The sequence below is a fragment of the Paenibacillus sp. 37 genome, assembly GCF_008386395.1.
GTDB classification, from domain to species: Bacteria; Bacillota; Bacilli; order Paenibacillales; family Paenibacillaceae; genus Paenibacillus; species Paenibacillus amylolyticus_B.
The window spans coordinates 7,050,530-7,075,616 of the sequence record NZ_CP043761.1; the positions used below are offsets into that span (position 1 = coordinate 7,050,530).

Annotated in this window: 26 protein-coding genes and 1 tRNA gene; 5 read left to right on the forward strand and 22 right to left on the reverse strand. The window is 44.1% G+C overall.

The window, feature by feature from the left end; genetic code table 11:
• Window positions 1–3: 3 nt before the first annotated feature.
• The 6 genes from F0220_RS30145 to rpsF form a co-directional block, all read right to left on the reverse strand.
• Window positions 4–936, reverse strand: a complete 933-nt coding sequence (locus tag F0220_RS30145; RefSeq protein WP_017691436.1) for an ABC transporter ATP-binding protein — start codon at window positions 934–936, stop codon at window positions 4–6.
• A gap of 14 nt (window positions 937–950) precedes the next feature.
• On the reverse strand, window positions 951–1,940 hold the full coding sequence (locus F0220_RS30150) for an ABC transporter ATP-binding protein (RefSeq protein WP_091013183.1): 990 nt from the start codon (window positions 1,938–1,940) through the stop codon (window positions 951–953).
• Window positions 1,941–2,669: 729 nt separating this feature from the next.
• Window positions 2,670–3,257 carry a M15 family metallopeptidase gene (locus F0220_RS30155; protein ID WP_105600631.1) on the reverse strand — a complete coding sequence of 196 codons (588 nt, stop codon included), beginning with the start codon at window positions 3,255–3,257 and terminating at the stop codon, window positions 2,670–2,672.
• Window positions 3,258–3,484: 227 nt separating this feature from the next.
• Window positions 3,485–3,757: a 30S ribosomal protein S18 gene (rpsR, locus tag F0220_RS30160; RefSeq protein ID WP_017691433.1), complete on the reverse strand. Its 273-nt coding sequence runs from the start codon at window positions 3,755–3,757 to the stop codon at window positions 3,485–3,487.
• Between the two features lie 56 nt (window positions 3,758–3,813).
• Window positions 3,814–4,299, reverse strand: a complete 486-nt coding sequence (gene ssb / locus F0220_RS30165) for a single-stranded DNA-binding protein (protein WP_017691432.1) — start codon at window positions 4,297–4,299, stop codon at window positions 3,814–3,816.
• 48 nt (window positions 4,300–4,347) lie between these two features.
• Window positions 4,348–4,641, reverse strand: coding sequence for a 30S ribosomal protein S6 (rpsF, locus tag F0220_RS30170; RefSeq protein ID WP_036611944.1), 294 nt, complete (start codon window positions 4,639–4,641; stop codon window positions 4,348–4,350).
• A gap of 202 nt (window positions 4,642–4,843) precedes the next feature.
• On the opposite strand from rpsF, the gene F0220_RS30175 reads away from it, so the two are divergent.
• Complete coding sequence (locus F0220_RS30175) at window positions 4,844–5,038, forward strand: YjzC family protein (RefSeq protein WP_149846879.1); 195 nt, start codon at window positions 4,844–4,846, stop codon at window positions 5,036–5,038.
• A 437-nt stretch (window positions 5,039–5,475) separates the two neighbouring features.
• Here the strand turns inward: F0220_RS30175 and F0220_RS30180 are convergent.
• From F0220_RS30180 to F0220_RS30195, 4 genes are all read right to left on the reverse strand, one after another.
• Window positions 5,476–5,566: transfer RNA gene (locus tag F0220_RS30180), tRNA-Ser, on the reverse strand.
• Between the two features lie 103 nt (window positions 5,567–5,669).
• Window positions 5,670–5,879, reverse strand: coding sequence for a DUF951 domain-containing protein (locus F0220_RS30185; protein WP_105600632.1), 210 nt, complete (start codon window positions 5,877–5,879; stop codon window positions 5,670–5,672).
• On the reverse strand, window positions 5,869–6,810 hold the full coding sequence (locus F0220_RS30190) for a mechanosensitive ion channel family protein (RefSeq protein WP_105600634.1): 942 nt from the start codon (window positions 6,808–6,810) through the stop codon (window positions 5,869–5,871). The genes F0220_RS30185 and F0220_RS30190 overlap by 11 nt, the downstream gene beginning before the upstream one ends.
• 14 nt (window positions 6,811–6,824) lie before the next feature.
• Window positions 6,825–7,088, reverse strand: coding sequence for a putative Se/S carrier protein (locus F0220_RS30195; RefSeq protein WP_017691427.1), 264 nt, complete (start codon window positions 7,086–7,088; stop codon window positions 6,825–6,827).
• A gap of 117 nt (window positions 7,089–7,205) precedes the next feature.
• On the opposite strand from F0220_RS30195, the gene yyaC reads away from it, so the two are divergent.
• Entirely contained in the window at window positions 7,206–7,811 is a 606-nt protein-coding gene (gene yyaC, locus F0220_RS30200) for a spore protease YyaC (protein WP_091012199.1), read from the forward strand.
• Here the strand turns inward: yyaC and F0220_RS30205 are convergent.
• The 12 genes from F0220_RS30205 to rpmH all read right to left on the reverse strand — a co-directional run bounded on the left by F0220_RS30205 (window position 7,786) and on the right by rpmH (window position 19,782).
• A complete protein-coding gene (locus F0220_RS30205; protein WP_036671879.1) occupies window positions 7,786–8,286 on the reverse strand; it encodes a DUF4446 family protein in 501 nt (166 codons plus the stop codon). The genes yyaC and F0220_RS30205 overlap by 26 nt on opposite strands.
• Window positions 8,287–8,426: 140 nt before the next feature.
• A complete protein-coding gene (locus tag F0220_RS30210) occupies window positions 8,427–9,581 on the reverse strand; it encodes an aminotransferase class V-fold PLP-dependent enzyme (RefSeq protein WP_105600636.1) in 1,155 nt (384 codons plus the stop codon).
• A 161-nt stretch (window positions 9,582–9,742) separates the two neighbouring features.
• Window positions 9,743–10,588: a ParB/RepB/Spo0J family partition protein gene (locus F0220_RS30215; protein ID WP_017691423.1), complete on the reverse strand. Its 846-nt coding sequence runs from the start codon at window positions 10,586–10,588 to the stop codon at window positions 9,743–9,745.
• The gene (locus F0220_RS30220; protein WP_024629525.1) at window positions 10,581–11,342 is read right to left on the reverse strand and encodes a ParA family protein; all 762 of its coding nucleotides are present in this window, start codon (window positions 11,340–11,342) and stop codon (window positions 10,581–10,583) included. Before F0220_RS30220 ends, F0220_RS30215 begins: the two co-directional genes overlap by 8 nt.
• A 189-nt stretch (window positions 11,343–11,531) precedes the next feature.
• Window positions 11,532–12,350, reverse strand: a complete 819-nt coding sequence (gene noc / locus F0220_RS30225) for a nucleoid occlusion protein (protein WP_091012196.1) — start codon at window positions 12,348–12,350, stop codon at window positions 11,532–11,534.
• 515 nt (window positions 12,351–12,865) lie between these two features.
• Entirely contained in the window at window positions 12,866–13,588 is a 723-nt protein-coding gene (gene rsmG, locus F0220_RS30230) for a 16S rRNA (guanine(527)-N(7))-methyltransferase RsmG (RefSeq protein ID WP_074092898.1), read from the reverse strand.
• Window positions 13,588–15,477, reverse strand: a complete 1,890-nt coding sequence (gene mnmG, locus F0220_RS30235) for a tRNA uridine-5-carboxymethylaminomethyl(34) synthesis enzyme MnmG (RefSeq protein WP_091012194.1) — start codon at window positions 15,475–15,477, stop codon at window positions 13,588–13,590. Before mnmG ends, rsmG begins: the two co-directional genes overlap by 1 nt.
• Window positions 15,478–15,698: 221 nt before the next feature.
• Window positions 15,699–17,075: a tRNA uridine-5-carboxymethylaminomethyl(34) synthesis GTPase MnmE gene (gene mnmE / locus F0220_RS30240; RefSeq protein ID WP_105600637.1), complete on the reverse strand. Its 1,377-nt coding sequence runs from the start codon at window positions 17,073–17,075 to the stop codon at window positions 15,699–15,701.
• A gap of 211 nt (window positions 17,076–17,286) precedes the next feature.
• Window positions 17,287–17,988: an RNA-binding cell elongation regulator Jag/EloR gene (gene jag / locus F0220_RS30245; RefSeq protein WP_036611977.1), complete on the reverse strand. Its 702-nt coding sequence runs from the start codon at window positions 17,986–17,988 to the stop codon at window positions 17,287–17,289.
• The gene (locus F0220_RS30250; protein WP_036671883.1) at window positions 17,985–18,863 is read right to left on the reverse strand and encodes a YidC/Oxa1 family membrane protein insertase; all 879 of its coding nucleotides are present in this window, start codon (window positions 18,861–18,863) and stop codon (window positions 17,985–17,987) included. Before F0220_RS30250 ends, jag begins: the two co-directional genes overlap by 4 nt.
• A 75-nt stretch (window positions 18,864–18,938) precedes the next feature.
• Window positions 18,939–19,289 carry a ribonuclease P protein component gene (rnpA, locus tag F0220_RS30255; protein WP_091012193.1) on the reverse strand — a complete coding sequence of 117 codons (351 nt, stop codon included), beginning with the start codon at window positions 19,287–19,289 and terminating at the stop codon, window positions 18,939–18,941.
• Between the two features lie 358 nt (window positions 19,290–19,647).
• Window positions 19,648–19,782, reverse strand: coding sequence for a 50S ribosomal protein L34 (gene rpmH / locus F0220_RS30260; protein WP_017691413.1), 135 nt, complete (start codon window positions 19,780–19,782; stop codon window positions 19,648–19,650).
• 578 nt (window positions 19,783–20,360) lie between these two features.
• Here rpmH and F0220_RS30265 point away from each other — a divergent pair.
• The 3 genes from F0220_RS30265 to gntK all read left to right on the forward strand — a co-directional run bounded on the left by F0220_RS30265 (window position 20,361) and on the right by gntK (window position 24,220).
• A complete protein-coding gene (locus F0220_RS30265) occupies window positions 20,361–21,035 on the forward strand; it encodes a GntR family transcriptional regulator (protein WP_017691412.1) in 675 nt (224 codons plus the stop codon).
• Window positions 21,036–21,244: 209 nt separating this feature from the next.
• Window positions 21,245–22,606, forward strand: coding sequence for a GntT/GntP/DsdX family permease (locus tag F0220_RS30270; protein ID WP_105600639.1), 1,362 nt, complete (start codon window positions 21,245–21,247; stop codon window positions 22,604–22,606).
• Window positions 22,607–22,672: 66 nt separating this feature from the next.
• Window positions 22,673–24,220 carry a gluconokinase gene (gene gntK, locus F0220_RS30275; RefSeq protein ID WP_105600640.1) on the forward strand — a complete coding sequence of 516 codons (1,548 nt, stop codon included), beginning with the start codon at window positions 22,673–22,675 and terminating at the stop codon, window positions 24,218–24,220.
• Window positions 24,221–25,087 lie beyond the last annotated feature (867 nt).

A 25,087-nucleotide genomic window follows, 5' to 3' on the forward strand; every position in this document is an offset into this window, starting at 1 on the left:
CCTTCAACCTTTCTGAGGTAGAGCTACTCGGTGAGTATCGGAAATGGATTTGAGCGAGTATGCAAGCCCTTCCTCATCAAAGAAATTTCGGTATGAATGTTCATACTCGGATTTGACCTGTTGACGGAAGGCTACCATTTCCTCTCGTTTGGTTGGGTCCATATCCGGAATGGCTGCAATAAGACGTTTGGTATAGATGTGTTGCGGATTCTCGAAAATATCATTTGTTGTGCCCTGTTCCACATATCGACCTTTATACATAATTCCTATCTCGTCACACATATGGCGGATGATGCCCAGATCGTGACTGATGAACAGATACGTCAAATTTAATTCTTTTTGAATCTCCTGCATGAAATTAAGTACCTGAGCCTGGACCGAGACATCGAGTGCAGATACAGGTTCATCCGCGATAATTAGCTTCGGCTTCAGTGCAATAGCCCGTGCAATGCCAATCCGTTGACGCTGCCCCCCTGAGAATTCATGCGGATATTTGTAGATTGATTCCGGACTCAGGCCAACCTTCTCAAGTAATTCTCTTACTTGTCTTTTCTCCTCGGTAGCTGTCAGACGCTCATAGTTACGAAACGGCTCAGCGATAATATCGATAACCCGCTTCTTAGGATTCAGTGATGAATATGGATCTTGAAAAATCATTTGTACATCCCGCTGGAGCTGCCTGTTCTTACGTCGCTCCGTAGCCAAGTTTTTCCCGTTAAATAGAATCTTTCCGTCAGTGACATGGTTTAGCCCAATAATGGCTCTGCCTGTTGTTGTCTTACCTGAACCTGATTCGCCAACCAGACCATAGGTCTGTCCTTCTTCAATGGAGAAGCTAACATCATCAACAGCCTTTACACTGCCAATCTCCCGTTTTAGCAATCCACCGCGAATCGGAAAGTGTATCTTGAGCCCTTCTACTTCGAGTAATGCCATTATGTTATTCCTCCTCAGCTTTGGTCAGGGAAATGAAAGTGCTGGTAACAGGTACAACGTACAAAGTGACCTGGTGCAATTTCATGCATCTGTGGGTTCTCTTCATGAGCCGATTCACTAATCCATGGAATTCGGGCTTTGAATCTGCACCCTTTGCGAGGAAGATTTTTGAGTGATGGTACGATGCCTTGGATGACATGCAATTTGGATCTTTCTTCAGACAGTGTGGGAATAGAGTTCAAGAGTGAGCGGGTATATGGATGCTTCGCATTGTTCATCAATGTGAAGATATCTGCGATTTCAACAATTTCGCCTGCATACATAACTGCAACGCGATCAGCCATCTCAGCTACGACACCCAGATCATGTGTAATCAGAATAATGCCTGCGTTAATTTCATTCTTCAGATCACGGATCAGCTCCAGAATCTGTAGTTGAATCGTAACGTCAAGCGCCGTCGTTGGTTCATCAGCTATGAGTAATTCCGGTTTGTTCGCAATCGCAATGGCAATAACAATTCTCTGTCTCATACCACCAGATAGTTCGTGGGGATACTGCTTGTATATTTGTTCGGGACGTGGAATCCCTACTTGATTCAATAAGTGAATGACCTTTTCTCTCTTCTCTCTGGAAGACAGCTTGGACTGATGAAGTGTGAGAATCTCTTCAATCTGTTCACCAATAATCATTAGAGGATTTAGTGCGGACAATGGGTCCTGAAAAATCATGCCCATTTCTTTGCCGCGTAGCTTGTTTAATTTGCTTGGGGAGATGTTGGCAATATCTTGTCCTTTATAGAGGATCTGGCCTTCGATCTTTGCTTTGTTATGCAAACCCATAAGAGAGAATGCAAAAGCACTTTTACCTGACCCGGATTCACCTACAATCGCCAACACTTCATTTTTCTTCACCGTAAGGTTAACGTGATCCACTGCTGCATAATAGTCATCTTCAATTCTGAATGATGTTGTTAGATTTCTGACTTCCAATAGCTCTGTATTCAAATCAATCACCCTAACCCCATAATTTCCGTAGATTGTATTCGTGTGTAGAGGAATGCATCTACTGTATATTTCCAAGTTCTTGAAGATAACGAACAATAGCTTATACAAAATACCAAATTGTTAGGAGAAACAAGTTTCAGAGACTTATATTTAGACCATTGGTCAATTAATGTTGATAATTCCTAGTGGAATTATACAGCAAAATAATTAATGTAATCATACGTGTAATTTTAGCTAACGTCAATGCTTATTTTGAGATTTTTGGTATAAATGTTTTTTATACTACAGATTTGGATATTAGTAATACTATAAAGGCATATAGTAGGGATTTTGAGAGGTGTTATCTTGTTTTTAGCTGTGAGGTGTACATAAGTAATTAGTGAAAATAACATGTACATAACATATCAGTTACATGTAGTGTAGGTATATACTTTAATTTAAGTAGACATTCTTAATTCTGCGTGAGGTAAATGTTATATATATGGGTGATGATTATATCTCGGTTTATAGCTGAATTTTATTCAATCGGAGCCGTTATGCTTACAATTAAAATAGTATGTGCGATCAGAGTAAAAAATCTAGTTAATCTAGTATAGTTTTATTTATTTGCTAATGTAAAGACCAAATTGTCATCTTTTATCATTTATTTTACAAAAGAAAGAAAAAAGCCCTGCAAAATGCAGAGCTTATCTAATATTTATTCATTTAATTGTATATATAACGCCTTTACTAAGAATCAGGAGGTCTTTTACCACGTTTTAACTCATTAATACTCAAGCCAAAATCCATCTGCAAGTGAGGATAGTCCGGAAAGTTTGCCCAGTCTCCACCCCAAGTGAAACCTAACTCTTTGGCGAGATCCACAACTTCCATCCAGTCTGCCTTGCCATTGCCGTTATCATCCCGTTCCATATCCCACACCACATCACCCTCAGGCATCCTCAATGCAAAATCAATTGCTAATCCGTAGTTATGATAAGACTCACCACCACGTGCATTAGTAACGATATTTCCTGCATTTGAGCGTCCTTGGTTGAATAGTGCATCTTGCTCCTCAGAACTTCGGTAGCCGTGGGTGATCACAATCTCTATTCCACGTCTGGCTGCCTTACGTACCAATAACTTCTCATTCTCTGCTACCACAGGATGTAAGCCGATAATTGGCACAGCTTCTTGGATTGTTGTCCCGGGCCACATGTTATCTATATCGCCTTTTTGCTGTAACCACACATATATAATGGAAAGTAAAAGAGTAGCTATAATCCAGTTTTTCAGACTCTTTTTTCTCTGTTTGCCTTTACGTTTTGATGTATTCATATCCACTCCTGGTGTTTATTCTGAAATAAACAGCTATTCCTGCTGCCTGAACCTTTTCAGTAGATTAGACTCTATTATAATTCATTTGAGCCTTGAATGCTTCTATCACCACAGTATTGAATTCTTCCATTTGTTAGAGTGGATCGTTATTTCTAATACTTCTATTGATATATACAAAAAAGCAGCCGGCTATAAGCCGACTGCTTCGTATGCAAGCTGAGTAAAGACTACTCAGTTGTGTATGGCAATAATGCGATTTGACGGGAGCGTTTGATTGCAATCGTCAGCATGCGTTGGTATTTAGCGCTAGTACCTGTTACACGGCGTGGCAAAATTTTTCCACGTTCGCTGATAAATTTACGAAGCAAGTCCGTATCTTTATAATCGATGTGAGTAATTTTGTTAGCTGTGAAGAAGCACACTTTACGACGTTTATTACGGCCGCCACGACGTGCCGGTCTTTTATCGTTGTCTCCGCCTTCTCTTTGCTTGAAGCCCATGCTTTTCAGTCCTTTCCTATCATGTAACCCATATCTCCTAAGAGTATCAGCTCATGTTAAAATGGCAAATCATCATCCGATATATCAATCGGTTTTCCGTCATCGGAAAAAGGATCCTGATTGTTGCTACGCGAATTATTGTTATTGTTCGCGCGTCCGCCGCCTCCATAAGAAGGCTCTTCACGCATTGGTTGCCCACCGCCGCCACCGCTGTTATCACGGTTAGCTGACTCCAAGAAACGGACATTATCGGCAATAACTTCGGTCACGTATACACGTTTTCCTTCGTTATTCTCGTAGTTCCGTACTTGAATGCGTCCTTCGACTGCAGCCAGGCGTCCTTTGCGCAAGTAGTTCGCACAAGTCTCGGCAAGCTGTCTCCAGGTTACGACCGGAATGAAATCGGCTTCCTTTTCTCCCCCTTGGCTTGTAAACGGTCTGTCCACTGCCAAAGTAAATTGCGTAACTGCTACTCCTGCTGGAGTGTAACGCAACTCAGGATCCCGGGTTAACCGTCCGATCAGAATGACACGGTTCAACAATGTAATCCCCTCCTTCAGAGCGTATTGGTGCGTTAATCACGAGTTGTCTTAAGCAGACTTAACGTCATTGGTAATGAGATAACGAATTACTTCGTCAGAAATCTTCATGAGACGCTCAAGTTCAGTTACAACTGCTGGTTCAGCAGTGAAATGTACCAGAACATAAAAACCATCACGGAATTTCTTGATCTCATACGCAAGACGGCGTTTACCCATAACGTCGTGAGCTGTAACTTCACCACCGCCGTTGGAGATGATGCCTTGGAATTTATCGACTGTAGCTTGAACAACTTCTTGCTCAATGTCAGGACGAATAATGTACATCACTTCATATTTGCGCATAATTTTCACCTCCTTATGGACTCTGGCCCTCAATCTAGGTTGAGAGCAAGGAACGAGCACAAACTCGAACTATATTAATATAACAAATACCGAGTCAAAGTGCAAGCAAACGTTCCCTGTACATATTGGCACATGATCAGCCCGGCTATGGAGCACACTACAGAAGTAACAATGCAACATAATTTGCAAAGGAGGTTTTATCATGGGTGAAAAAACCGAGTTTGAACCAGGAGACAAAGCCCCAAACGATGGAGAGTACACGGAAGTTGGGGAAAAAAGCTTTGTCACGGAAATTCAAAACCCGAAGCGGGTAACGCTGCAAAAAAGTGAAGCTTTTCCCGAAACAAGCAATCATAATCGCAAGTGGAAGAAGCTGACCAAAGCCCGCGTCCATTAATCGCAATACTTTTTTACGATTCATGTATATAAAACGGAATAAAGCACATAATACAATCAGGCGGTGCACGAGAGAGGTGTGGTTCCGTTGGACAACGAAGCCGATCATTCGCTGTTGGAGATTCATCACGTAATTTAAGAAGCAAGTGGTTATGTGTAGTAAGGCCCTTCGTCTGAAGCACGCGTATTGCTTCGTGCAGTACACCAAGTGTCTGATTGTTACGACCGATTGTTTCCTAACAAACAAATGCACCGCCGGATAAAGAGCCCTTCGGGGCTCTTTATTTTTCGTTCGAGTCATTAATGATGAATCTGATATGGATACATGTTCAATACATGTTCAATAAAACGTTATACAAAGAAGACTTTCCTAATGGAAAGTCTTCTTATCGATCTTTTTATTAAACTCAATGTGTATTGAGTAAGTTACAATTGAAGTGGCGGAAAGGGTGGGATTCGAACCCACGCACGCTGTGACACGCCTAACTGATTTCGAGTCAGCCCCCTTGGGCCTCTTGGGTACCTTTCCGCAGCATTATTGATTATAGCATGATCATTTACAGAACGCAACACTCATACGAAGCCTGCATGTAAACGTTATTACGCACACTGCATACCGAATTGTTGCAAGCTCAGGATTCAGTGAAATCTTCGGCTGAACGCAGTACCTTCTTCATGTTTTTCTCAAATTTCGCTCTTGGAATCAACACACTGTGTTTACATCCGACACACTTGATCCGAATGTCCATACCCATACGAATGATCTCCATCTCGTTGCTGCCACAGGGATGCTGCTTCTTCATCTGCACGATATCCCCAAGCTGGAAACTTTTACGCTCCACCTGTGCCATCCCCCTCATCTTTCTCCAAAGCTACTGCCTGTTCCAATACGGCTTGATTGCTCATCTCATGATACTCCAGCGTTTTTTTCACATCGCCCTGAATCTGACGTTCCACCGAAGCACGAGAGTTAGGCATACATTCAGCCACAATTCGCACCACATACTCAGATGTAGACATCGACTGTATACCGAGCACATCCGGCACCTTCACAATATTTAGATCACGCTCTTCAATCCCAACCAAAGACTTTTTCACCAAATGTACCGACTCATCGAGACTTAAGTCCGCCTTCATCGGAATATCCACTACCGCCAGCGAATTCGACATGGAGTAGTTCGTTACACTTGCAATCGCCCCGTTTGGGATAATGTGTACCTCACCTTGCCAGCTGACCAGTTTTGTTGTTCTAAGTCCGATCACTTCAACCGTTCCCTTGTAGGTTCCCGTCTGAATAACATCCCCCACAGCGAACTGATCCTCCAATATAATGAAGAAACCGGTAATAACATCCTTGACCAGACCCTGTGCACCAAAACCAATGGCAAGCCCGAGCACACCAGCACTCGCGAGTAGTGGTCCAACTTGGATATTGATCTCAGATAACAGTAGCAGAATCATAATAAAATTACATGTTATGGAGGTCGCATTTTTCAACAGTTCCCCTACGGTTACGAACCTGCGCGGATTCACGCGAATCTTGCCTTCCTGCTTGCGTTCCATGGAACGATCTATGATTCGATAGACCACCTTAATGACAATACGGGTGATGATAAAAATAATGATGATCCGGATTGAGCTGAACATAATGTTAAGCCACATGTCTGGATCTGCAATTTTGTTCCATACTTTATCCGTCCATCGAAGGGCTTCACCGACGGCCGCTACCGCACCGCCGCCATCATTCCCTTGAGCAAACTGAAATGACAACATTCATCATTCCTCCTCTACATCGGTATGTTATCATAGCTGTCTTCTGTTTTGAAATAGAGGCCTCGGATCTCTACGAACTCGTTACGAATGATCTTTTGCACTCGCTCCAGATCCTCCTTTGGAAACTGAATACATAACGCACACCCTGCTGTAATTTCTTTTGGTGTAGGGAACAAATCAATCTCTATCTCAGCAAACTCCAGCAGCATTTCAGCACGCAGTGCCTGCTGGGTTGAATCAAACGCAATCAGCATCCAATCGTTAATCCATTCGTCCATGTTCGGCTCCTTTCGCCATACGTCCAACCCTAGAGAAAAAGCTTGTCCTCGTGAAGTATAAAACGCTCTACCTTTCCATATACTGTTACTACTATTCCAAGGGAAAGGATAGATCCTATGAATCCTACTTCGCGTTCCTTTTCATCACAAGACATGACCAGTTTGAAAATCCCCCATACCGATCCAGGTATTCACTCGGCCATTACCCATCGTTTAATGTTCCATCTCTATAAAGCCCATTCTCTGCAAAATGTAGTGATTGTCTGCATCGGCACAGATCGCTCAACAGGCGACTGCCTTGGTCCTCTGGTCGGATCAGCCCTTTCCAAGTGGGACAGCCCTTTATTCCATCTATATGGTACCTTGGATGAACCAGTCCATGCGATGAACCTGCAAGATACACTCCACAACATACAGAAAACACACCAAAACCCTTATGTGATTGGCATTGACGCCTGTCTCGGACAATCATCCAGTGTGGGATGCATTCAAGTTGTGAATGGTCCACTCAAGCCGGGTGCGGGGGTAAATAAAGAATTACCGCCGGTCGGCGATATCCATCTGACAGGTATCGTTAACGTCGGCGGCTTTATGGAATACTTTGTTTTACAGAACACACGGCTCAGTCTTGTTATGCGCATGTCCGAGATTATTTCCAGCAGTCTATACTCGGCCATTCGGGAATGGCATACACGTTCTACTCTGCTTGCTGTGCCAGAGTAATAGCTTCCTTTTCCTCTGGGGACAGAGTATACGTGGACTCTCCCCCTTTAAGAGGTTTGGCATATACATAAGAACCGTCGCGGTTATATATCCCCGTAAGAATCATGCCATCCTGGCTATCGTTAATCATGGCCATGGAGAAGCTCAGATCACTGCCACGCTCTCCATATGCATTGTACCTTTTCACGCCAACTTTACCTTGAATGCGGGTCAGCTTTTGCATGACAACTTGCAGCTGATTCGTTTGCAGTTTGTGTTCATCCTCAATGCTGTCCATCTGAATTTTCAGATTAATCAGCAACGATTCCAGGTCCTCTACTCCACTGCCAGCCATCATGGCTTCATATTTACGTTTAAACTTTCGTAACTTCGCCCCTTGAACAATACTCACAATCAGCAAGATCACCGTAAGTAATGCCATTCCGCCAATAATCCATAACAGCTGTTCCAGAATCAGCTCGTTTAATTCAGCCATGTAATTGCAACTACCCCTCTATATTTTTGATCAGATTAACGTCTGTCCTGTAATATTATCATTCATTATAAATCAACCCGATATCCATAAGCTTAATCAAGCAGCCCTGTATCCAATGAGTTCATCATTTCAACTCTAATCTAGTCTGCCCCAGTCAATTCCAGCACTGCCTTAACGAGTGCATCCACATGTTCTCTAGTTGAATTGTATCCCACACTGGCCCTTACTGCTCCGGTAGCAGTTGTACCAGCAGATTCATGTGCAAGCGGTGTGCAATGAAAACCGGAGCGAACCGCAATCCCATAATTCCGATCTAATCGGAAAGCGAGTTGTGCCGAATCATACCCATCTACAGTAAAAGATACTAATCCGGTGCGTGGCTGTCCAATCTCTGGACCAAGCATTCGAATGCCCTTAACGGATGACAGCCCATCCATCATATGTTGGGTCAGTTCCCACTCATGTTGGTAGATGACCGCTGGTGTCATCTCAAGTACATGCTTCACACCCGCATTCAGCCCTGCGATCCCGACTGTATTCGGCGTCCCCGCTTCATACCGATCAGGACGCACCTTTGGCTGCTCCAGAGCTTCTGACTGACTTCCTGTTCCTCCATGAAGTAAAGGCTCTATATCGAGCTCTGGCGCAATGTACAAGCCCCCTGTACCCTGAGGACCAAGCAGTCCTTTGTGCCCTGGAAAAGCCAACATATCAATGCACAATTGTTGTACATTCACAGGCATAACTCCAGCACTCTGAGCCGCATCTACCAATAAGATCGCCTGATGTTTACGACATAGGAGCGAAATTTCTCCAATTGGAAGAATACTGCCAAGTAGATTGGAACTATGTGTACATACCACCAATCTGGTATTGGAACGAAACATACGTTCCATTTGCATCAGATCAATGGCTCCCGCAGCATTAACAGGTACATAATCAATCTCCACATTTCGGAGTCTTCGCATGTACTCCAGTGGTCGTCTGACTGAGTTATGTTCAGCCATGGTGGCAATCACATGGTCGCCCTCTCTGAGCGAGCCTTGAATCGCCAGATTCAGTGCTTCTGTCGTATTTGATCCGAATGCAATATCATTTGCATTTTTGATTCCAAAGATATTGGATATGGAATTTCTCGTCTCGAACAATACACGACTTGCCTGAACAGCCATCCGGTGACTTCCTCTGCCAGGATTGGCTCCGGCAATCTCCAATGCACTCAACATCGCATCACCGACAGCAGGTGGTTTGGGCCAAGATGTTGCTGCATGATCTAGATAGATAACTCCCTCCACCTCACAACCACCTCTGTCCCATAAATTAATAATTCCCCTGCACGTAGTGCACATATAACCCTATAAACAAAGAATGACATATCGTTTCTCCATGGTACAGAGGCGATATGTCATGACATGAGTAAGCCCCGCATGTTGTTAATGAATCATAGAACCGACTGTTATTGTAACAATTCCAATAGCCGTTCCAGATCCTGTTGACTGTAGTAGTTGAGCTCAATTTTACCTTTATCTTTATTGTGCTTAATTTTCACTGTTGTTTTGAAACGTTCACGCAGAGATTCTTCCAGTGTATCAATGAATGGATCTTTCTTTTTCAACTTCGATTTGGCTTTAGCCTCACCTGTTTTGGAGCGATCCAATTGTTGAACAGCTTCCTCCAACTCACGTACACTCCATTGCTGATCAATGGTTTGTTTGGCAAGTTGCTTCACCACAACCTCGTCTTTCACACCAACGATCGCACGTGCATGTCCCATAGATAATGTTCCACGTGAAACATGGTCTTTTACTTCTTCCGGCAACGATAACAGACGCAAGAAGTTAGCAATGTGAGAACGTGATTTACCTACTTTTACAGACAACTCTTCCTGAGTCAACGCGAATTGATCCATTAACCCCTGATAAGCAACTGCAACTTCCATGGCGTTCAGATTCTCCCGTTGCAGGTTCTCGATCAACGCAATCTCCATTACCTGCTGATCACTGAAGTTGCGGACTACAGCCGGTACCGTGGCATTACCACAATATTGCGAAGCTCTGAACCGTCGTTCTCCGGCAATAATCTCATAACCTCGCAATACAGGACGAACAATAATGGGTTGTATGACACCATGCTGACGAATGGACTCAGCCAGTTCATGTATTGCGCCCTCATCAAATACTTTACGTGGTTGATAGGGGTTAGCCCGCAGTTGACTAATCGGGATTTCTACGACTTTATCATCGTCATTAATTGAAAGCGAAGGAATGAGGGCATCAAGACCTTTTCCAAGCCGCTTACTCATAAGAAATCACTTCCTTTGCGAGCTCTAAATACACTTCCGCCCCTCTTGAACGAGGGTCATACGTAATAATGGATTGACCATGAGATGGTGCTTCACTAAGCCGTACGTTACGCGGAATAATTGTTTGATATACTTTTTGTTGAAAATACTTTTTCACTTCTTCAATAACCTGAATTCCCAGATTGGTCCGTGCATCAAACATCGTCAGCAATACCCCTTCAATCTGCAAGGATGTATTCAGATGTTTCTGTACCAGACGAACCGTATTGAGCAACTGACTTAATCCTTCAAGTGCATAATACTCACACTGAATCGGAATGATCACCGAATCGGAAGCAGTCAACGAATTGATCGTTAACATACCAAGAGATGGTGGACAATCGATCAGTATGTAATCATAGTTTTTTTTCACCATGGCGAGTGATTTTTTCAGGCGAACTTCCCGTGATATCGTGGACACCAATTCGATCTCGGCTCCGGCAAGCTGAATCGTTGCAGGTATGATATGAAGGCCTTCAATCTGAGTCTCCACAATCGCTTCTTGAGGAGGAACCTCATTAATAATGACATCATATATACAATTAGCCACATCTGCTTTATTGATTCCGACTCCGCTGGTTGTATTCCCCTGAGGGTCAATATCGACAAGCAATACTCTTTTCCCGAGTGAAGCCAGTCCTGCACCCAAGTTAACAGATGTCGTCGTTTTCCCCACACCGCCCTTTTGATTTGCTACGGCCATAATCTTAGACAATTACTTCACCTCAAATAAAATAGGAGTCTTTTCTGTAGGTTGTGAGATATTGTTAACAAAAAGCAGGCGGCTATCGTCCACACAAACAACAACTACCGTTCCATCAATATACCGACCGTTCTTTATAAATGTCAGACCTAACTTGCTTTATAGACATAAAAAGCGGCCCATTGCCGCCATAAGCTTCAATTATTTGCGTTTTGGAATATGGATAACGATCTCATAATGATCCTCATGGTCTGCTTCTTTGGTTTTGATGTCCAGACCAGAACCAGTTACCATATCAATGGATTGGCGAATTGTATTAAGTGCAAGCCTAACATCCTTGGTAAAGGAAACACGTCTAGATTTTTTAATCTTAGAAGATTCCTTGTAGAAGGCAACACGTGCCTCTGTCTGTTTCACATTCAATTCTTTTTCGATAATCTCACCGAGCAACTTCATCTGTAGTTCTTCCGTATCCAGAGAAAGTAATGCTCTTGCATGCCGTTCAGAAATTTTGCGTTCCATCAATGCGGCTTTAATGCCCTCCGGAAGCTGTAACAACCGAATTTTGTTTGCGATGGTTGACTGGCTTTTGCCGAGTCGTTGTGCCAGACTTTCCTGTGTCAATTGATGCAAGTCGATCAGCTTCTGATAAGCGACAGCTTCCTCAATTGAAGTCAATCCTTCACGCTGCAAGTTCTCAATCAGTGCAATGGATGCGGCCTGAGAGTCGTTGAATTCACGCACAATAGCCGGAATCGTATCCAAACCCAATTTTCGAACTGCACGCCAGCGACGTTCCCCGGCAATAATCTCATATGATCCATTTCGCACGCGAACGACAATAGGCTGAATTACACCATGTGTTTTGATCGTCTGCAACAACTCATCAATTTTATCATCATCAAAAATAGTACGGGGTTGATATGGGCTGCTCACAATTTCATTAACCGGAATCTGTTTGATCTCATCTCCGTTATTGCGCTCCGCCAAACCAAACAACTTCGAAAATTGTTCTTTCATTCCGCAGATTACCACCTAGTTTCGTAATAGCTCCCACAGTCTTTGCAGGTGCTTCTTATTCAATAAGCGACCTTTCACATGCATCGTTCTTAGAATAAGTTTTGCCTTTCATAACGCTTTCTGTCATGCAACATCGAACGCATATCCATCTATCTATACATATAATCTATGATCGCTGTGACCCAGGATCGGATACTTCTATTCTATCATCTTTTCTATCATAATCCTATGCTTACCTATTCTTTAAACTCTGCTAATTTTCCTGCTTTTTCTTTGCGAATATTGGAAATATGACGACTTGCACACATTCAATTAATGAAATTGTTCATGAGTTACTGTGCGTGAAATTCATCATTACAGGTTATTTAAGGGATATGTAATACGAAGTATCTGTAATGTTGATCCAGTCCTCCATTTCAGAAAACAAAAAAAAGAGAATGTTTCACGTGAAACATCCTCTTTATCTATGTCTATAATTCTATTTCGTTTTGACTCACTTCAAAACCATCACGCAACTATATCAGCGGAGTCTTCATTGGAGTGCCTGGTTTACGCGGATACTTATATGGTGTCTTATCAAATTTCTGAATCAGAATGATGTGACGCTCTGATTCTTCAACCGGCAGCTGGAAAGGATGAACGGCCTTAACCCGTCCTTTCAGCTGATTGAAGCTGAACTCCGCTTCCTTCATTTCTTCACGCGGATCTCCGCCCTTCATGGCAGCGAATATTCCACTTTTACGAACAAAAGGAAGACAGAATTCATTTAGCACAGCCAGCTTGGCTACTGCACGCGCCGTAACAAGATCGTAGCTGTCACGATACCCTTCTTTGCGTGCAATCTCTTCAGCACGTCCATGGACCAATTCCACATCAGTCAGGCCAAGGATATCTACCACATGCTGCAGAAAGCCAATACGTTTATTTAATGAATCAATGATCGTCAGCTTAATATGCGGGAAACAGATTTTCAGTGGCAATCCCGGAAAACCTGCTCCTGATCCAATATCAGCAAGCTTATTCACTTTGGTCATGTCTGTATAAAAGGCCAACGATACCGAATCATAGAAATGTTTTGTATACACTTGCTCCCGATCCGTTATGCCCGTCAGATTCATCTTTTCATTCCAGGATACCAGTTCCTGATAATACAGTTCGAATTGCTCCAACTGGAGTTCGCCCAGCTCTAATCCATGTTTCTTTAAGCGCCGCTGCAGTTGCTGTTGAATATCGTCCATTATTGTCCCCTTGCTGCGGTTACACGGTTATAATGCTCCAGGTAGACCAGCAGAATGGAGATGTCGGCAGGAGTAACTCCAGCAATACGAGAAGCCTGACCAATCGAGATTGGACGAATCATAGTGAGCTTCTGTTTGGCTTCCATAGCAAGACCATGAATCTCATCATATACGATAGTGTCCGGAATTTTCTTTTTCTCCATCTTTTGCAAACGTTCCACGTGGATCAACTGTTTCTCAATATAACCCGCATATTTAATTTGTATTTCCACTTGTTCTTTCATATCTGCTGTCAGTTCTACCTCAGATGGTGAGAGCTGTTCAATCAGTTCATACCCCAGCTCCGGGCGGCGCAGCAAGGTAAGCAACGTACTACCATCCTGAATAGGTGTAGATCCGTACTCTTCCAGCTTGGCATTCACTTCAACCGGGCGAGCTTTAGCCACTTTCAGACGTGCAACTTCCTGCTCGACTTTCGCCTTTTTATCCAGGAATTTCGCATAACGCTCTTCAGGGATCAGGCCAATGTCATGTCCAATTTCCGTCAAACGCATATCTGCATTATCATGGCGAAGCAACAGACGATACTCAGCGCGTGAAGTCAACAGACGATACGGTTCATTTGTACCCTTTGTCACCAGATCATCAATCAGCACGCCAATATAACCTTGGGAACGATCCAGTATTACCGGCTCTTTCCCCTGTACTTTGAGTGCAGCGTTGATTCCAGCCATAACACCTTGTCCTGCTGCTTCTTCATAGCCGGAGGTACCATTAATCTGACCCGCCGTAAACAGACCTGGTAGACGTTTAGTTTCCAGTGATGGCCACAATTGTGTAGGCACCATCGCATCGTATTCAATCGCATAACCGTTACGCATCATTTCCACTTTTTCCATACCTGGAATTGAACGCAGCATAGCCAGTTGGACGTCTTCTGGCATACTCGTAGACAACCCCTGTACGTAATACTCGGATGTGTTCTTACCTTCCGGCTCAAGGAATATCTGATGTTTCGGCTTGTCGCTGAAACGAACAATTTTATCTTCAATGGAAGGGCAATAACGTGGTCCGGTTCCTTCAATAAGCCCCGAGAACATCGGAGCACGATGCAGATTATCATTAATAATCTGATGTGTATCCACAGATGTATACGTCAACCAGCAAGGCAACTGCTCATTATCGGAAGATTCTGTTTCATAGGAAAAGAACTTCGGCTTGTCATCACCAGGCTGAATTTCGGTTTTGCTAAAGTCAATTGTATCCTTATGCACACGTGGCGGTGTACCCGTTTTGAAACGAACCAGGTCAAAGCCCAGTTCACGCAGATTCTCTGACAATTTAAGAGAGGGTTGTTGATTGTTCGGTCCACTCTCATACATCAACTCACCCATGATCACTTTACCTCGCAAGTATGTGCCTGTTGTCAGAACGACTGCTTTGGCCCGATACTCTGTTCCGGTCTGAGTCACAACGCCTACACATTTTCCATCTTCAACAATCAGTCGATCAACCATACCCTGACGCATTGTCAGATTACGTTCATTCTCCATCGTTTCCTTCATTTTATGCTGGTAGGAGAATTTATCTGCCTGAGCACGAAGCGCGTGAACAGCAGGCCCTTTGCCCGTGTTAAGCATTCGCATCTGAATAAAGGTTTTATCGATATTCCGTCCCATTTCTCCACCAAGTGCATCAATCTCGCGTACAACATGTCCTTTGGCCGGTCCCCCAATAGATGGGTTACAAGGCATAAAGGCCACCATGTCCAGATTGATCGTAATCATTAGTGTTTTGGACCCCATACGAGCTGCGGCCAGCGCGGATTCCACACCAGCATGTCCTGCACCAACGACGATTACATCATAACTGCCGCCATCAAAAGCCATTCCCGTTTACCTCCTTATTCCGCTGCATTTGGTGTAACTCACACAGACGGATCATGTTCTACAATAATGAGACTACTTCTAACCGTTCATCGGAACTTGCATTCCTATCTATATGAAACCAACACGTAATGGCTACAATATCATTCTATCCTTTGACAACAGGCAGAAATTGTACCTTTCTATCATACACCACGATTTAAGTCAATCGGCAGTATATTTTTTTACTTTCCTAGACAGAACTGGGAGAAAATCTGATCAATTAATGCATCATGTGCTGTATCCCCAACAATCTCGCCCAAATGCTCCCACGCCAAACGAACATCAATCTGTATCATATCGATTGGAATGAACTGCTCTGCTGCTTCATAGGCATCAACCAGGGACTGCTTCGCTTTCTTGAGCAAAGCAATATGACGCACATTACTGACATAGGTCAGGTCTGCGGACTCCAGTTTACCACTGAAGAATAGCGTAGAGATGGCATCTTCCAGTCGATCCACACCCAGATCATCTTTCACCGACATCGGTACAAGCCGTTCTTCCGGAATGTAACGAAGCAGCACGTCACGTTCCACCTGTGGCGTTAAGTCCATTTTATTCATAATGATTATCGATTGTCTACCGCGGATTTGTTCCAATAATTCAATCTCATCGGGATGAAGTGGCTCCGCAGCATTCACAACCATTAAGATCAGATCGGCTTCACTTACCGCAGAGCGAGAGCGTTCTACCCCGATCTTCTCTACAACGTCCATTGTTTCCCGGATTCCTGCCGTATCCAGCAACTTCAGTGGGATATTATTGATCGTAATGAATTCCTCGATCACATCACGAGTTGTTCCTGGAATGTCCGTGACGATAGCCCGATTATCTTGAGCGAGTGTGTTCATTAATGAGGATTTACCTACGTTAGGTCGTCCAACGATAGCCGTCGTGATACCTTCTCGCAGGATCTTTCCTTGCTCTGCTGTAGTCAGCAATTTATCAATTTCAGTCATAACGTGACTGGACTTTTCTTTAATAAAATCAGACGTTAACGACTCCACATCATGCTCGGGATAATCGATATTCACTTCAATATGAGCCAGTGTTTCCACCAGTGTATATCGTAGATCACGCAATTTGGAGGATAGTTTGCCTTCAACCTGTTTCAATGCAACCGAGAAAGCTCTGTCCGATTTGGAACGAATAAGATCCATGACACCTTCAGCCTGAGACAGGTCAATCCGCCCATTAAGGAAAGCACGCTTTGTGAATTCACCGGGTTCAGCCAGACGAATATCAAGCTGCAACAACAGGTCCATGACCCGTTTTACAGACACTACACCGCCATGCGCACTGATCTCCACGACATCTTCTGTTGTGAACGAGCGTGGTGCTCGCATGACCGTAACCAATACTTCCTCAATCTTTTCCCCATTAACGGAATCTATGATATGACCATAATGAACCGTGTGAGATGCTGCCTGAGTTAAAGGGGTTTTGCTGCGAAAAATCTTTTCCGTCTCCGACACTGCTTCCGGGCCGCTGACCCGGATCACGGCGATACCCGCCTCTCCGACAGCCGTTGATATCGCTGTGATCGTATCACTGATCATGGTTATCTCTCCTTGCTCTATTTTAAAATTGCCGTCCCTTTAGGGACGCCATATCCATTTTCAAATCTATTGATGATATATCATATGACATGCTGCTTATCGTATTAAGTTCACTCTTTACTTGTTCTACGCACCTTATCAAATTGCTTCTGTACGAAAAAAGCAATGGCTTCTGCACCGGGCAGGAAGCCATTGCGTCTTCAATTTCGTGTTATTTCGTCGTAATAACCACACGCCGATTAGGCTCCTCGCCCTTACTTAACGTCTTAATCTGCGGGTGATTTTGCAGTTTTGCATGGATGACTTTTCGTTCGAGCGGTGGCATTGGCTCCAGTACAACTTCCTTACCGGTACGGATTGCTTGCCCAGCCAACCGTTCAGCCAGATCCTCCAGTGTCTTCCGCCGACGTTGACGGAAATTCTCCGCGTCGAGCACAATTCGAACGAAGCTTTCCGAATATCGGTTCGCTACAATGTTCGTTAGATACTGAAGCGCATCCAGCGTCTGTCCACGTCTGCCAATAATCATGCCCAGATCTTCGCCGGCAATATTGAAGATATGTCCATCCCGCTGTTTTTTGATATGCACTTCAACATCCAGTCCCATACCTGCTGCGACCTCTTTCAAGAAAGCAGCCGCTTCTTCATAGGGATTTTTAGCTGCAACATCCTCAAGTAATGCATCTACCTCAGATTTGTATGCAGCTGGCTTGATCGGCTGTGGAACAACTTCCGGTACAGGCAACAATTTCACTTCAACTTTGGCCGCCCTCACCCCGAACAAACCCAGGAATCCTTTTGACGGCTGCTCTAACACTTGTATCTCGACCTTGTCCCGACTTACGCCAAGCTCGGTCAATCCTTGGTTTACAGCATCTTCAACGGTTTTTCCTGACGTAATGACTTTGGTCATTTCGATTTTTTGGCCCCTTTCGACCCTTTTCCAGAGACGGTCGCTTTGCCACCGTTTTTGCGTTTAGCTCCATTTTTGGAAGAGCTATTCTGCTTCACGTTGACCTCAGCCACGATTTTATCATTATTCCGGTAAAGGAAATAGTTTTGTACGATCGTGTAGATGTTACTGTAGAACCAGTACAGCGGAAGTGCTGACGGGAACTGATAAGACATCACGAAGATCAAAATCGGGTATACCCACAGCATAAACTGCATCGGACCCACTTGCTGTGCAGGGTTCATACGCATCATCATCCATGTTTGAATGAATGTTGTGATGGCAGCCAGCACTGGCAAAATAAACAGGTGATCGGGTGATCCGAGCTGGAGCCACAAGAAATCATGCGTTCTCAGACTGGAGTTTCCGTAAATTGAGTTATAAAGTGCGATGTAAATCGGCATCTGAATGATAAGCGGCAGACAACCGGCCATCGGATTAACTTTGTTCTCCTGGAACAACTTCATTGTTTCTTGCTGAACTTTCTCAGGTGTATCTTTAAACTTCGCTTGAATCTCCTTCAGCTGCGGCTGAATCGCCTGCATAGCTTTGGAGCTACGGACTTGTTTCATTGTTAATGGTAAAATCAATGTCCGTACAATAAGCACCATCACGAGGACGGCCAGTCCATATTCACCGTTGAACCAGTTGGCGAAAGTATCGAGCGCTAGTGAAAACCAATATACAACATTACTTTGCCAGAATGAGCCACTGTTCTTTAGATCTTCCGTAGTAACCCCGGCTCCTTGTGGAGTACATCCGGCGAGTACGGTGACCATTGCAATGACTGCAATGAGGAGAATCCACTTCCCCTTTGATGTCTTCAATCGCGACACTTCATAACCCCTCTCTTAACCAATCCATTCCATCGTAAAATCATACCATAATTAGGAGGACAAATAAACCGAAGCTTACCGCTTGCCCGACTTCAAAAGAGAGCCCTTACGCAGCGCATGCAGCAGGCTTTTTTCCATTTCCTTATAGGGCATGTCCAGTGCACCTTTTCTGACGATAAAAATCAGATCCATCTGCGTGACGATCTCATGCTCATGATGACGAATAATTTCCTTAATCATGCGTCTCATCCGGTTGCGTACGACAGCGTTTCCGATTTTCTTGCTGCATGATACGCCGACCCGAAATTGTTCCGTATCTTTACGGCGACAACCATACACCACGAATTGATGATTGGCAAACGATTTCCCATACCGGTATACGCGGCTAAAGTCCGCCCGGTTTCGTAGACGCAGTCTTTTATACACGGCGCTTCTCCTTGCTGTTCTCCACCAATGTTATTGACGGAGGCCTCATTACTGATTTAGTATAGGCTTTCTTGAATGACGGTAAACCGTCTTGGCGACAACTTCATTTGGGATGATGGTTGAACGGCCATATGAGCCACACAAGCATTCATCCGGGATGATAGTAGATCGGACATTTAACCGAACCAACATTCATCTCTATATAAGGTAAGTTTTCGAAAATGGAAAACTCACTCAACATACATAGATGTATATTCAGAGCTTTTTCGCAGACCATTCAGACCTGATCTGTACCAGCATCTAGTCTGAAATGATCCAAATTAAGAAAAAAAAGACCACCTCGGTGGTCTTCAATGCATTAAGCACTCAGGTTTTTACGGCCTTTAAGGCGACGTGCGGCCAAAATTTTACGGCCGTTGCTCGTGCTCATTCTTTTCCGGAAACCATGAACTTTTTTACGTTTGCTAACGTTCGGTTTGAATGTAGGTCTCAATGTATTGCACCTCCTCACAAGGAAATACTTATGTGATGAATCACTTTCATCTTCACAGAAAACACCTTTATATATTTAACCATGATCACCTGGAAAAGTCAACTGCATGGCGCAAGGCTTCTCCCTCTTTTATATACACTCTCCATCCCACCCAAAGCAATGACCACAGTCCGTTCACTTCAATACCATTATCAAGCCCCGAAGACAGTCCTGAAAGTTATCCCCAGACCCTGATAAAGATCACCATTTTTCAGCATTTATAGTTATCCACACCCTCCAATACCTGTTATCTCATTTATGACATCCTGTTTGAAGTTATTCACATGTGGATAATGATTATAGGCTATAAATATCGTCGAATTCTAATCCGGTTGTATCCGCTTCAATTAAGGTTTACAAGCTTTTGAGAAAGGTGTAGGATAAAAATCACATCTTGTATACAAGTAGTCCTTTGAAAAAAACAATTAGCCGTTAGCTTGTAGCTACAGACTATGGATTGAACTGAATGTCCAGTCCGCAAAATAGTTATGCTATGATCAGTAATGAACTGATTACTTATTAATAGGAGCGTTAGCCATATGTTATTTCCTTCTTCCTGGCTTCAAGGGGCTTCCCGTGGTGAAGCCATTGCCTGCGAATTAAGGCTGCGGATCATCAGCGGTACCCTTCGACCTGGAGAGATTTTGTCGGAAAACCGAATTGCGGCTGATTTTGACAGCAGTCGTTCACCTGTCCGTGAAGCATTACGAACTTTGTCTAATGAAGGACTGATTCGACTTGAACGTATGGGTGTCGTTGTCATCGGACTACGAATCAAGGATGTCGAAGAATTGTATGATGTCCGTTTCCTGATTGAAAGTTTTGTGCAGCAGCGACTTGCTGGTGATGTCCCAGAATCATTAATCACCCAGCTACGTAACGTGATCGACAAAATGCAACTTGCTGGACGGCATCAGGACGCCGTCGAATTTGCCTATCAGGATCTCGTTTTCCACGAGACCATCATTGAAGCTGCTCAGCATTCCCGTATTTCACATCTATGGAAGAGCATTCGATATGTTGTGATGACCGTGATGCTGCTCACAACGCGCAGAGTTTTTGTTCAAGGCGAGCAGAAAGTAAGCGCTGTAATTGAAAAGCATCGTTTGCTCGTTGAAGCACTTGAATCAGGTGACAAGATGCTCATTCAGGCTGGCGTCCGCACGTATTTTCAAGATTCTGGAAAAACCCTGCACGAAAGCTTTGATTCTTAATCGATGCAAGGCGTTTGCAATCATATCCGTCGTGAATGATTGCGGCTTAACTTGTCGACAAGTATACAAAATACGATTTTGTTTCAAATTCGGGCATGATAAAACTACATTTTTCGCCAACACCTTCTGCGGTACTGGTACACATTTATTTGTTGACGATAATTTCACTTGTAAGCGTTCTATATCAGAAATAAAGGAGCACACACATCATGAGCACTCTTTTTGGACTATCCCACAATGCAACATTATTGGTTTGGACGTTAATTGCGATCATTTTTCTGATCGTTTTGATTTCCAAGTATAAATGGAATCCCTTTATCACCCTGCTGTTGTCCGCATTAATGCTCGGTTTGCTTACAGGCATGAAACCTGCCGACGTGATCTCTTCCATTACCGGGGGACTTGGAGGCACACTTGGAACCATCGCAATTGTTATTGCTCTCGGTACAATGCTTGGTAAGATGATGGCCGAATCAGGCGGTGCCGAGCGCATTGCAACTACATTGGTTGATCGGTTTGGTGTGAAACGTGTGCACTGGGCCATGATGATTGTTGGATTTATCGTGGGTATTCCTGTTTTCTTCGAAGTCGGCGTGATTTTGATGATCCCCATCATTTTCACTGTTGCACGTAAAACCAACATGTCTTTGCTGCAGATTGGTATTCCCATTTTGGCGGGTCTGTCGACTGTACACGGTTTGGTTCCACCCCATCCAGCGCCAATGATTGCAATTGAGGCCTTCAGCGCAGATCTGGGTAAAACCATTTTGTACTCCCTTATTGTTGGTATTCCTACAGCGATTATTGCAGGTCCCTTGTTTGGTAAATTTATTGGTAAAAGAATACACACCGAACCGCCAGCTGACCTGGCTGAACAATTCGCAACCAAAACAAACAGCAACATGCCTGGGTTTGGTATTACCCTGTTTACCATATTGCTGCCGGTTATTTTGATGCTGATTGGTTCCATAGCAAGCATCATTGACCCAAATGCTACGAGCGGTTTCACCGTTTTCAGTGAATTTATCGGTCATGAGATCATTGCTTTGCTCATTTCAGTTGTATTTGCCCTCTTTTCACTCGGCTTTGCACGTGGATTCACCAAACACGATATTTCCCGCTTCACCAGTGAATGTCTGGCGCCTACGGCGACCATCATTCTCATTATTGGCGGAGGCGGTGCTTTCAAACAGGTATTGATTAACAGTGGTGTAGGTAACGCCATTGCTGAAGTGGCCACCCATGCCAACATTAATGTAATCTTCTTCGCTTGGCTTGTCGCTGCACTTATTCGTGTAGCTACCGGTTCAGCAACCGTAGCCATGACCACAGCTGCTGGCATCGTCGCTCCGGTGCTTGCACTCACACCAGGGGCCAATATTGAGCTGGTTGTACTCGCCACAGGTGCAGGGTCACTCATCTTGTCCCATGTGAACGATGCCGGATTCTGGATGATCAAAGAATTCTTTAATATGAGCGTTGCCCAAACATTGAAAACGTGGACCGTTATGGAAACACTATTATCCGTGGTCGGACTGATCTTTATTTTGCTCCTGAGTACAGTCGTATAAAGGGACTCTCTATAGTAGAAAGAAATTAAAATCTCATCGCTTTCTGAAGAAAGAAGGATTAAATATATGAACAACTACATGATTGGGATCGATATTGGTACCACCAGTACCAAATCCGTATTATTTACCGAGCAAGGCTCCGTCATCAGCACCTCAACACAGGAATACCCTTTGTATACCCCTGCACCCGATGTTGCCGAACAGGACCCTGAAGAGATTGTACAAGCGGCCCTCCGCTCTGTCCGTGGAGTCATGGATCAGAGCGGTGTTGCTGCCGAGCAGATCCTGTTTGTATCCTGCAGCTCAGCTATGCATAGTGTCATTGCCATGGGACAGGATAACACACCCTTAACCCGTTGCATCACCTGGGCGGATAATCGAAGTGCAGCTTGGTCTGCCCAGCTGCAAGAGAATGGATTGGGCCATCGCATCTACCTGCGCACAGGTACACCGATCCATCCCATGTCACCGCTGACCAAATTAATGTGGCTACGCCACGATGAAACTGAACTTTTTGGGCGTACCGCAAAATTTATTTCGATTAAAGAATATCTGTTCTTCCGTCTATTCGGACAATATGTCGTCGACCATTCCATCGCTTCCTGCACAGGCTTGCTCAATCTGGAACAACTGGACTGGGACGCAGAGGCCCTTGAGATTGCAGGCATTACACCCGACCATCTCTCGAAGCTCGTGCCTACAACATATATATTAGAAGGAATGAATCACGAATCGGCTGAAAAAATGGCTCTCTCCCCCTCCACGCCCTTTGTTATTGGCGCAAGTGATGGGGTTTTATCCAATCTCGGCGTAAACGCCATTGAACCTGGTGTTGTCGCAGCAACCATCGGAACCAGCGGGGCCATTCGCACTGTCGTGGACCGTCCAGTTACCGATCCCAAAGGTCGAACCTTCTGTTATGCCCTCACAGAGAATCTTTGGGTCATTGGTGGACCTTTGAATAACGGTGGCATGTTGTTTCGTTGGGTACGGGATGAATTCGCCGCGTCTGAAGTGGAGACAGCGAAGCGACTTGGCATCAATTCCTATGATGTGCTGACCAAAATTGCCGAACGTGTCCGGCCGGGATCGGAAGGGCTTCTGTTCCATCCGTACCTTTCGGGCGAACGTGCCCCTTTATGGAATCCGGATGCCCGTGGTTCCTTTTTTGGCTTAACACTCCATCACCAGAAAGAGCATATGATCCGAGCTGTCCTGGAAGGGGTTATTTTCAACCTATATACGGTACTGCTCGCCATGGAAGAACAGATTGGACAACCTACCTCCATTCAAGCTACCGGTGGGTTTGCACGCTCTCCTCTCTGGCGCCAGATGATGTCTGATATCTTCAATCAGGAAGTGATTGTACCCGAGAGCTTCGAAAGTTCCTGTCTGGGTGCCGTCGTGCTTGGTTTGTACGCTACAGGGCGGATCCAATCGCTTCATGCCGTTTCTTCCATGGTGGGTACAACGCATCGGCATACCCCTGTCAAAGAGAATGCTGTACTCTACCAGGAGCTGCTGCCCATCTTTATTCGGATCTCTCGCAAACTGGAAGAGGAATACGCAGATATCGCTGAATTTCAGCGTAAGATGTCCCTTCCCCGTCTCTAAATCATCAATCCATACTTCGTCTCTGTACGAAAAAAGAGGGTGTCCCCTAAAACCAAAATCGGTTTTAGGGGACACCCTCTTTTAAGATAAATTCATAAAATGTCGTTCGGATCCATATTATATAGTCATACACTTCTACCTCAATATTTTAGTTTCTGCTTACCTCTTATTCCGGGTAATTCATATTCCACTTGTCTTAAAATCAATTCCTCTTTGTTAATTTTCCATCTATATATCGATGCCTACAGATCGCCATCTCCTCAGAAACCAGATCAGGTTTCTTGTTTAATGATACGTCAATTTGGATTTTTTCTCGCCTTCCAGTCTTACGCTGAATTCATGGATTTTATCATCTGGCCTTCGCATTAAAGTACGAGGGGTAGAGATCACTCTTTTTCCGATCTTGATCATGCCTCATTTTCACTTCACGGTTATCCACAGATAGGTTATTCACAAACGAAGAATACTTTTACACACAATTTGGCATCATTTGACGGATAACCTGTGTATAAAACATTTTTGGTTTTTGGGTCATTCTGTCGAAAATTAAACAGTTTATAAACAATATATTGTGTTGTGACTAAAAATTATACACAAGTTATTGAATTTGTGGATAAAATCACGCGATACGTTGAAATGCGGGGTTTCTTTTGCTATGATTGTATTACTTTTGGATGTGAATATGTGATTTGACCCATAATATTATCAACAGCCTGTGGATAAAGTTGTGAACAATTTTCCGTTGTTCATACTTTTTTTGTTTTCGACCTGCGGGGGTTTGGGGATAAATTCAACAATATATCTCGTATTTCGACACTGCATCATGGCTTAAGCCACACTTGGAACATGTAAAAGGAGTGACAGTCT

What these genes read in the sequence shown, in the direction of transcription:
- yyaC (WP_091012199.1), top strand. Translation starts at nt 7,206, where the DNA reads ATGAATCCTACTTCGCGTTCCTTTTCATCACAAGACATGACCAGTTTG.
- rsmG (WP_074092898.1), bottom strand. Translation starts at nt 13,588, where the DNA reads ATGGACGATATTCAACAGCAACTGCAGCGGCGCTTAAAGAAACATGGA.
- mnmG (WP_091012194.1), bottom strand. Translation starts at nt 15,477, where the DNA reads ATGGCTTTTGATGGCGGCAGTTATGATGTAATCGTCGTTGGTGCAGGA.
- F0220_RS30195 (WP_017691427.1), bottom strand. Translation starts at nt 7,088, where the DNA reads ATGGACGAATGGATTAACGATTGGATGCTGATTGCGTTTGATTCAACC.
- F0220_RS30265 (WP_017691412.1), top strand. Translation starts at nt 20,361, where the DNA reads ATGTTATTTCCTTCTTCCTGGCTTCAAGGGGCTTCCCGTGGTGAAGCC.
- rpsF (WP_036611944.1), bottom strand. Translation starts at nt 4,641, where the DNA reads ATGCGCAAATATGAAGTGATGTACATTATTCGTCCTGACATTGAGCAA.
- F0220_RS30155 (WP_105600631.1), bottom strand. Translation starts at nt 3,257, where the DNA reads ATGAATACATCAAAACGTAAAGGCAAACAGAGAAAAAAGAGTCTGAAA.
- jag (WP_036611977.1), bottom strand. Translation starts at nt 17,988, where the DNA reads ATGACCAAAGTCATTACGTCAGGAAAAACCGTTGAAGATGCTGTAAAC.
- F0220_RS30270 (WP_105600639.1), top strand. Translation starts at nt 21,245, where the DNA reads ATGAGCACTCTTTTTGGACTATCCCACAATGCAACATTATTGGTTTGG.
- rpsR (WP_017691433.1), bottom strand. Translation starts at nt 3,757, where the DNA reads ATGGGCTTCAAGCAAAGAGAAGGCGGAGACAACGATAAAAGACCGGCA.
- F0220_RS30175 (WP_149846879.1), top strand. Translation starts at nt 4,844, where the DNA reads ATGGGTGAAAAAACCGAGTTTGAACCAGGAGACAAAGCCCCAAACGAT.
- mnmE (WP_105600637.1), bottom strand. Translation starts at nt 17,075, where the DNA reads ATGATCAGTGATACGATCACAGCGATATCAACGGCTGTCGGAGAGGCG.
- gntK (WP_105600640.1), top strand. Translation starts at nt 22,673, where the DNA reads ATGAACAACTACATGATTGGGATCGATATTGGTACCACCAGTACCAAA.
- F0220_RS30190 (WP_105600634.1), bottom strand. Translation starts at nt 6,810, where the DNA reads ATGTTGTCATTTCAGTTTGCTCAAGGGAATGATGGCGGCGGTGCGGTA.
- F0220_RS30145 (WP_017691436.1), bottom strand. Translation starts at nt 936, where the DNA reads ATGGCATTACTCGAAGTAGAAGGGCTCAAGATACACTTTCCGATTCGC.
- noc (WP_091012196.1), bottom strand. Translation starts at nt 12,350, where the DNA reads ATGAAAGAACAATTTTCGAAGTTGTTTGGTTTGGCGGAGCGCAATAAC.
- F0220_RS30205 (WP_036671879.1), bottom strand. Translation starts at nt 8,286, where the DNA reads ATGGCTGAATTAAACGAGCTGATTCTGGAACAGCTGTTATGGATTATT.
- F0220_RS30215 (WP_017691423.1), bottom strand. Translation starts at nt 10,588, where the DNA reads ATGAGTAAGCGGCTTGGAAAAGGTCTTGATGCCCTCATTCCTTCGCTT.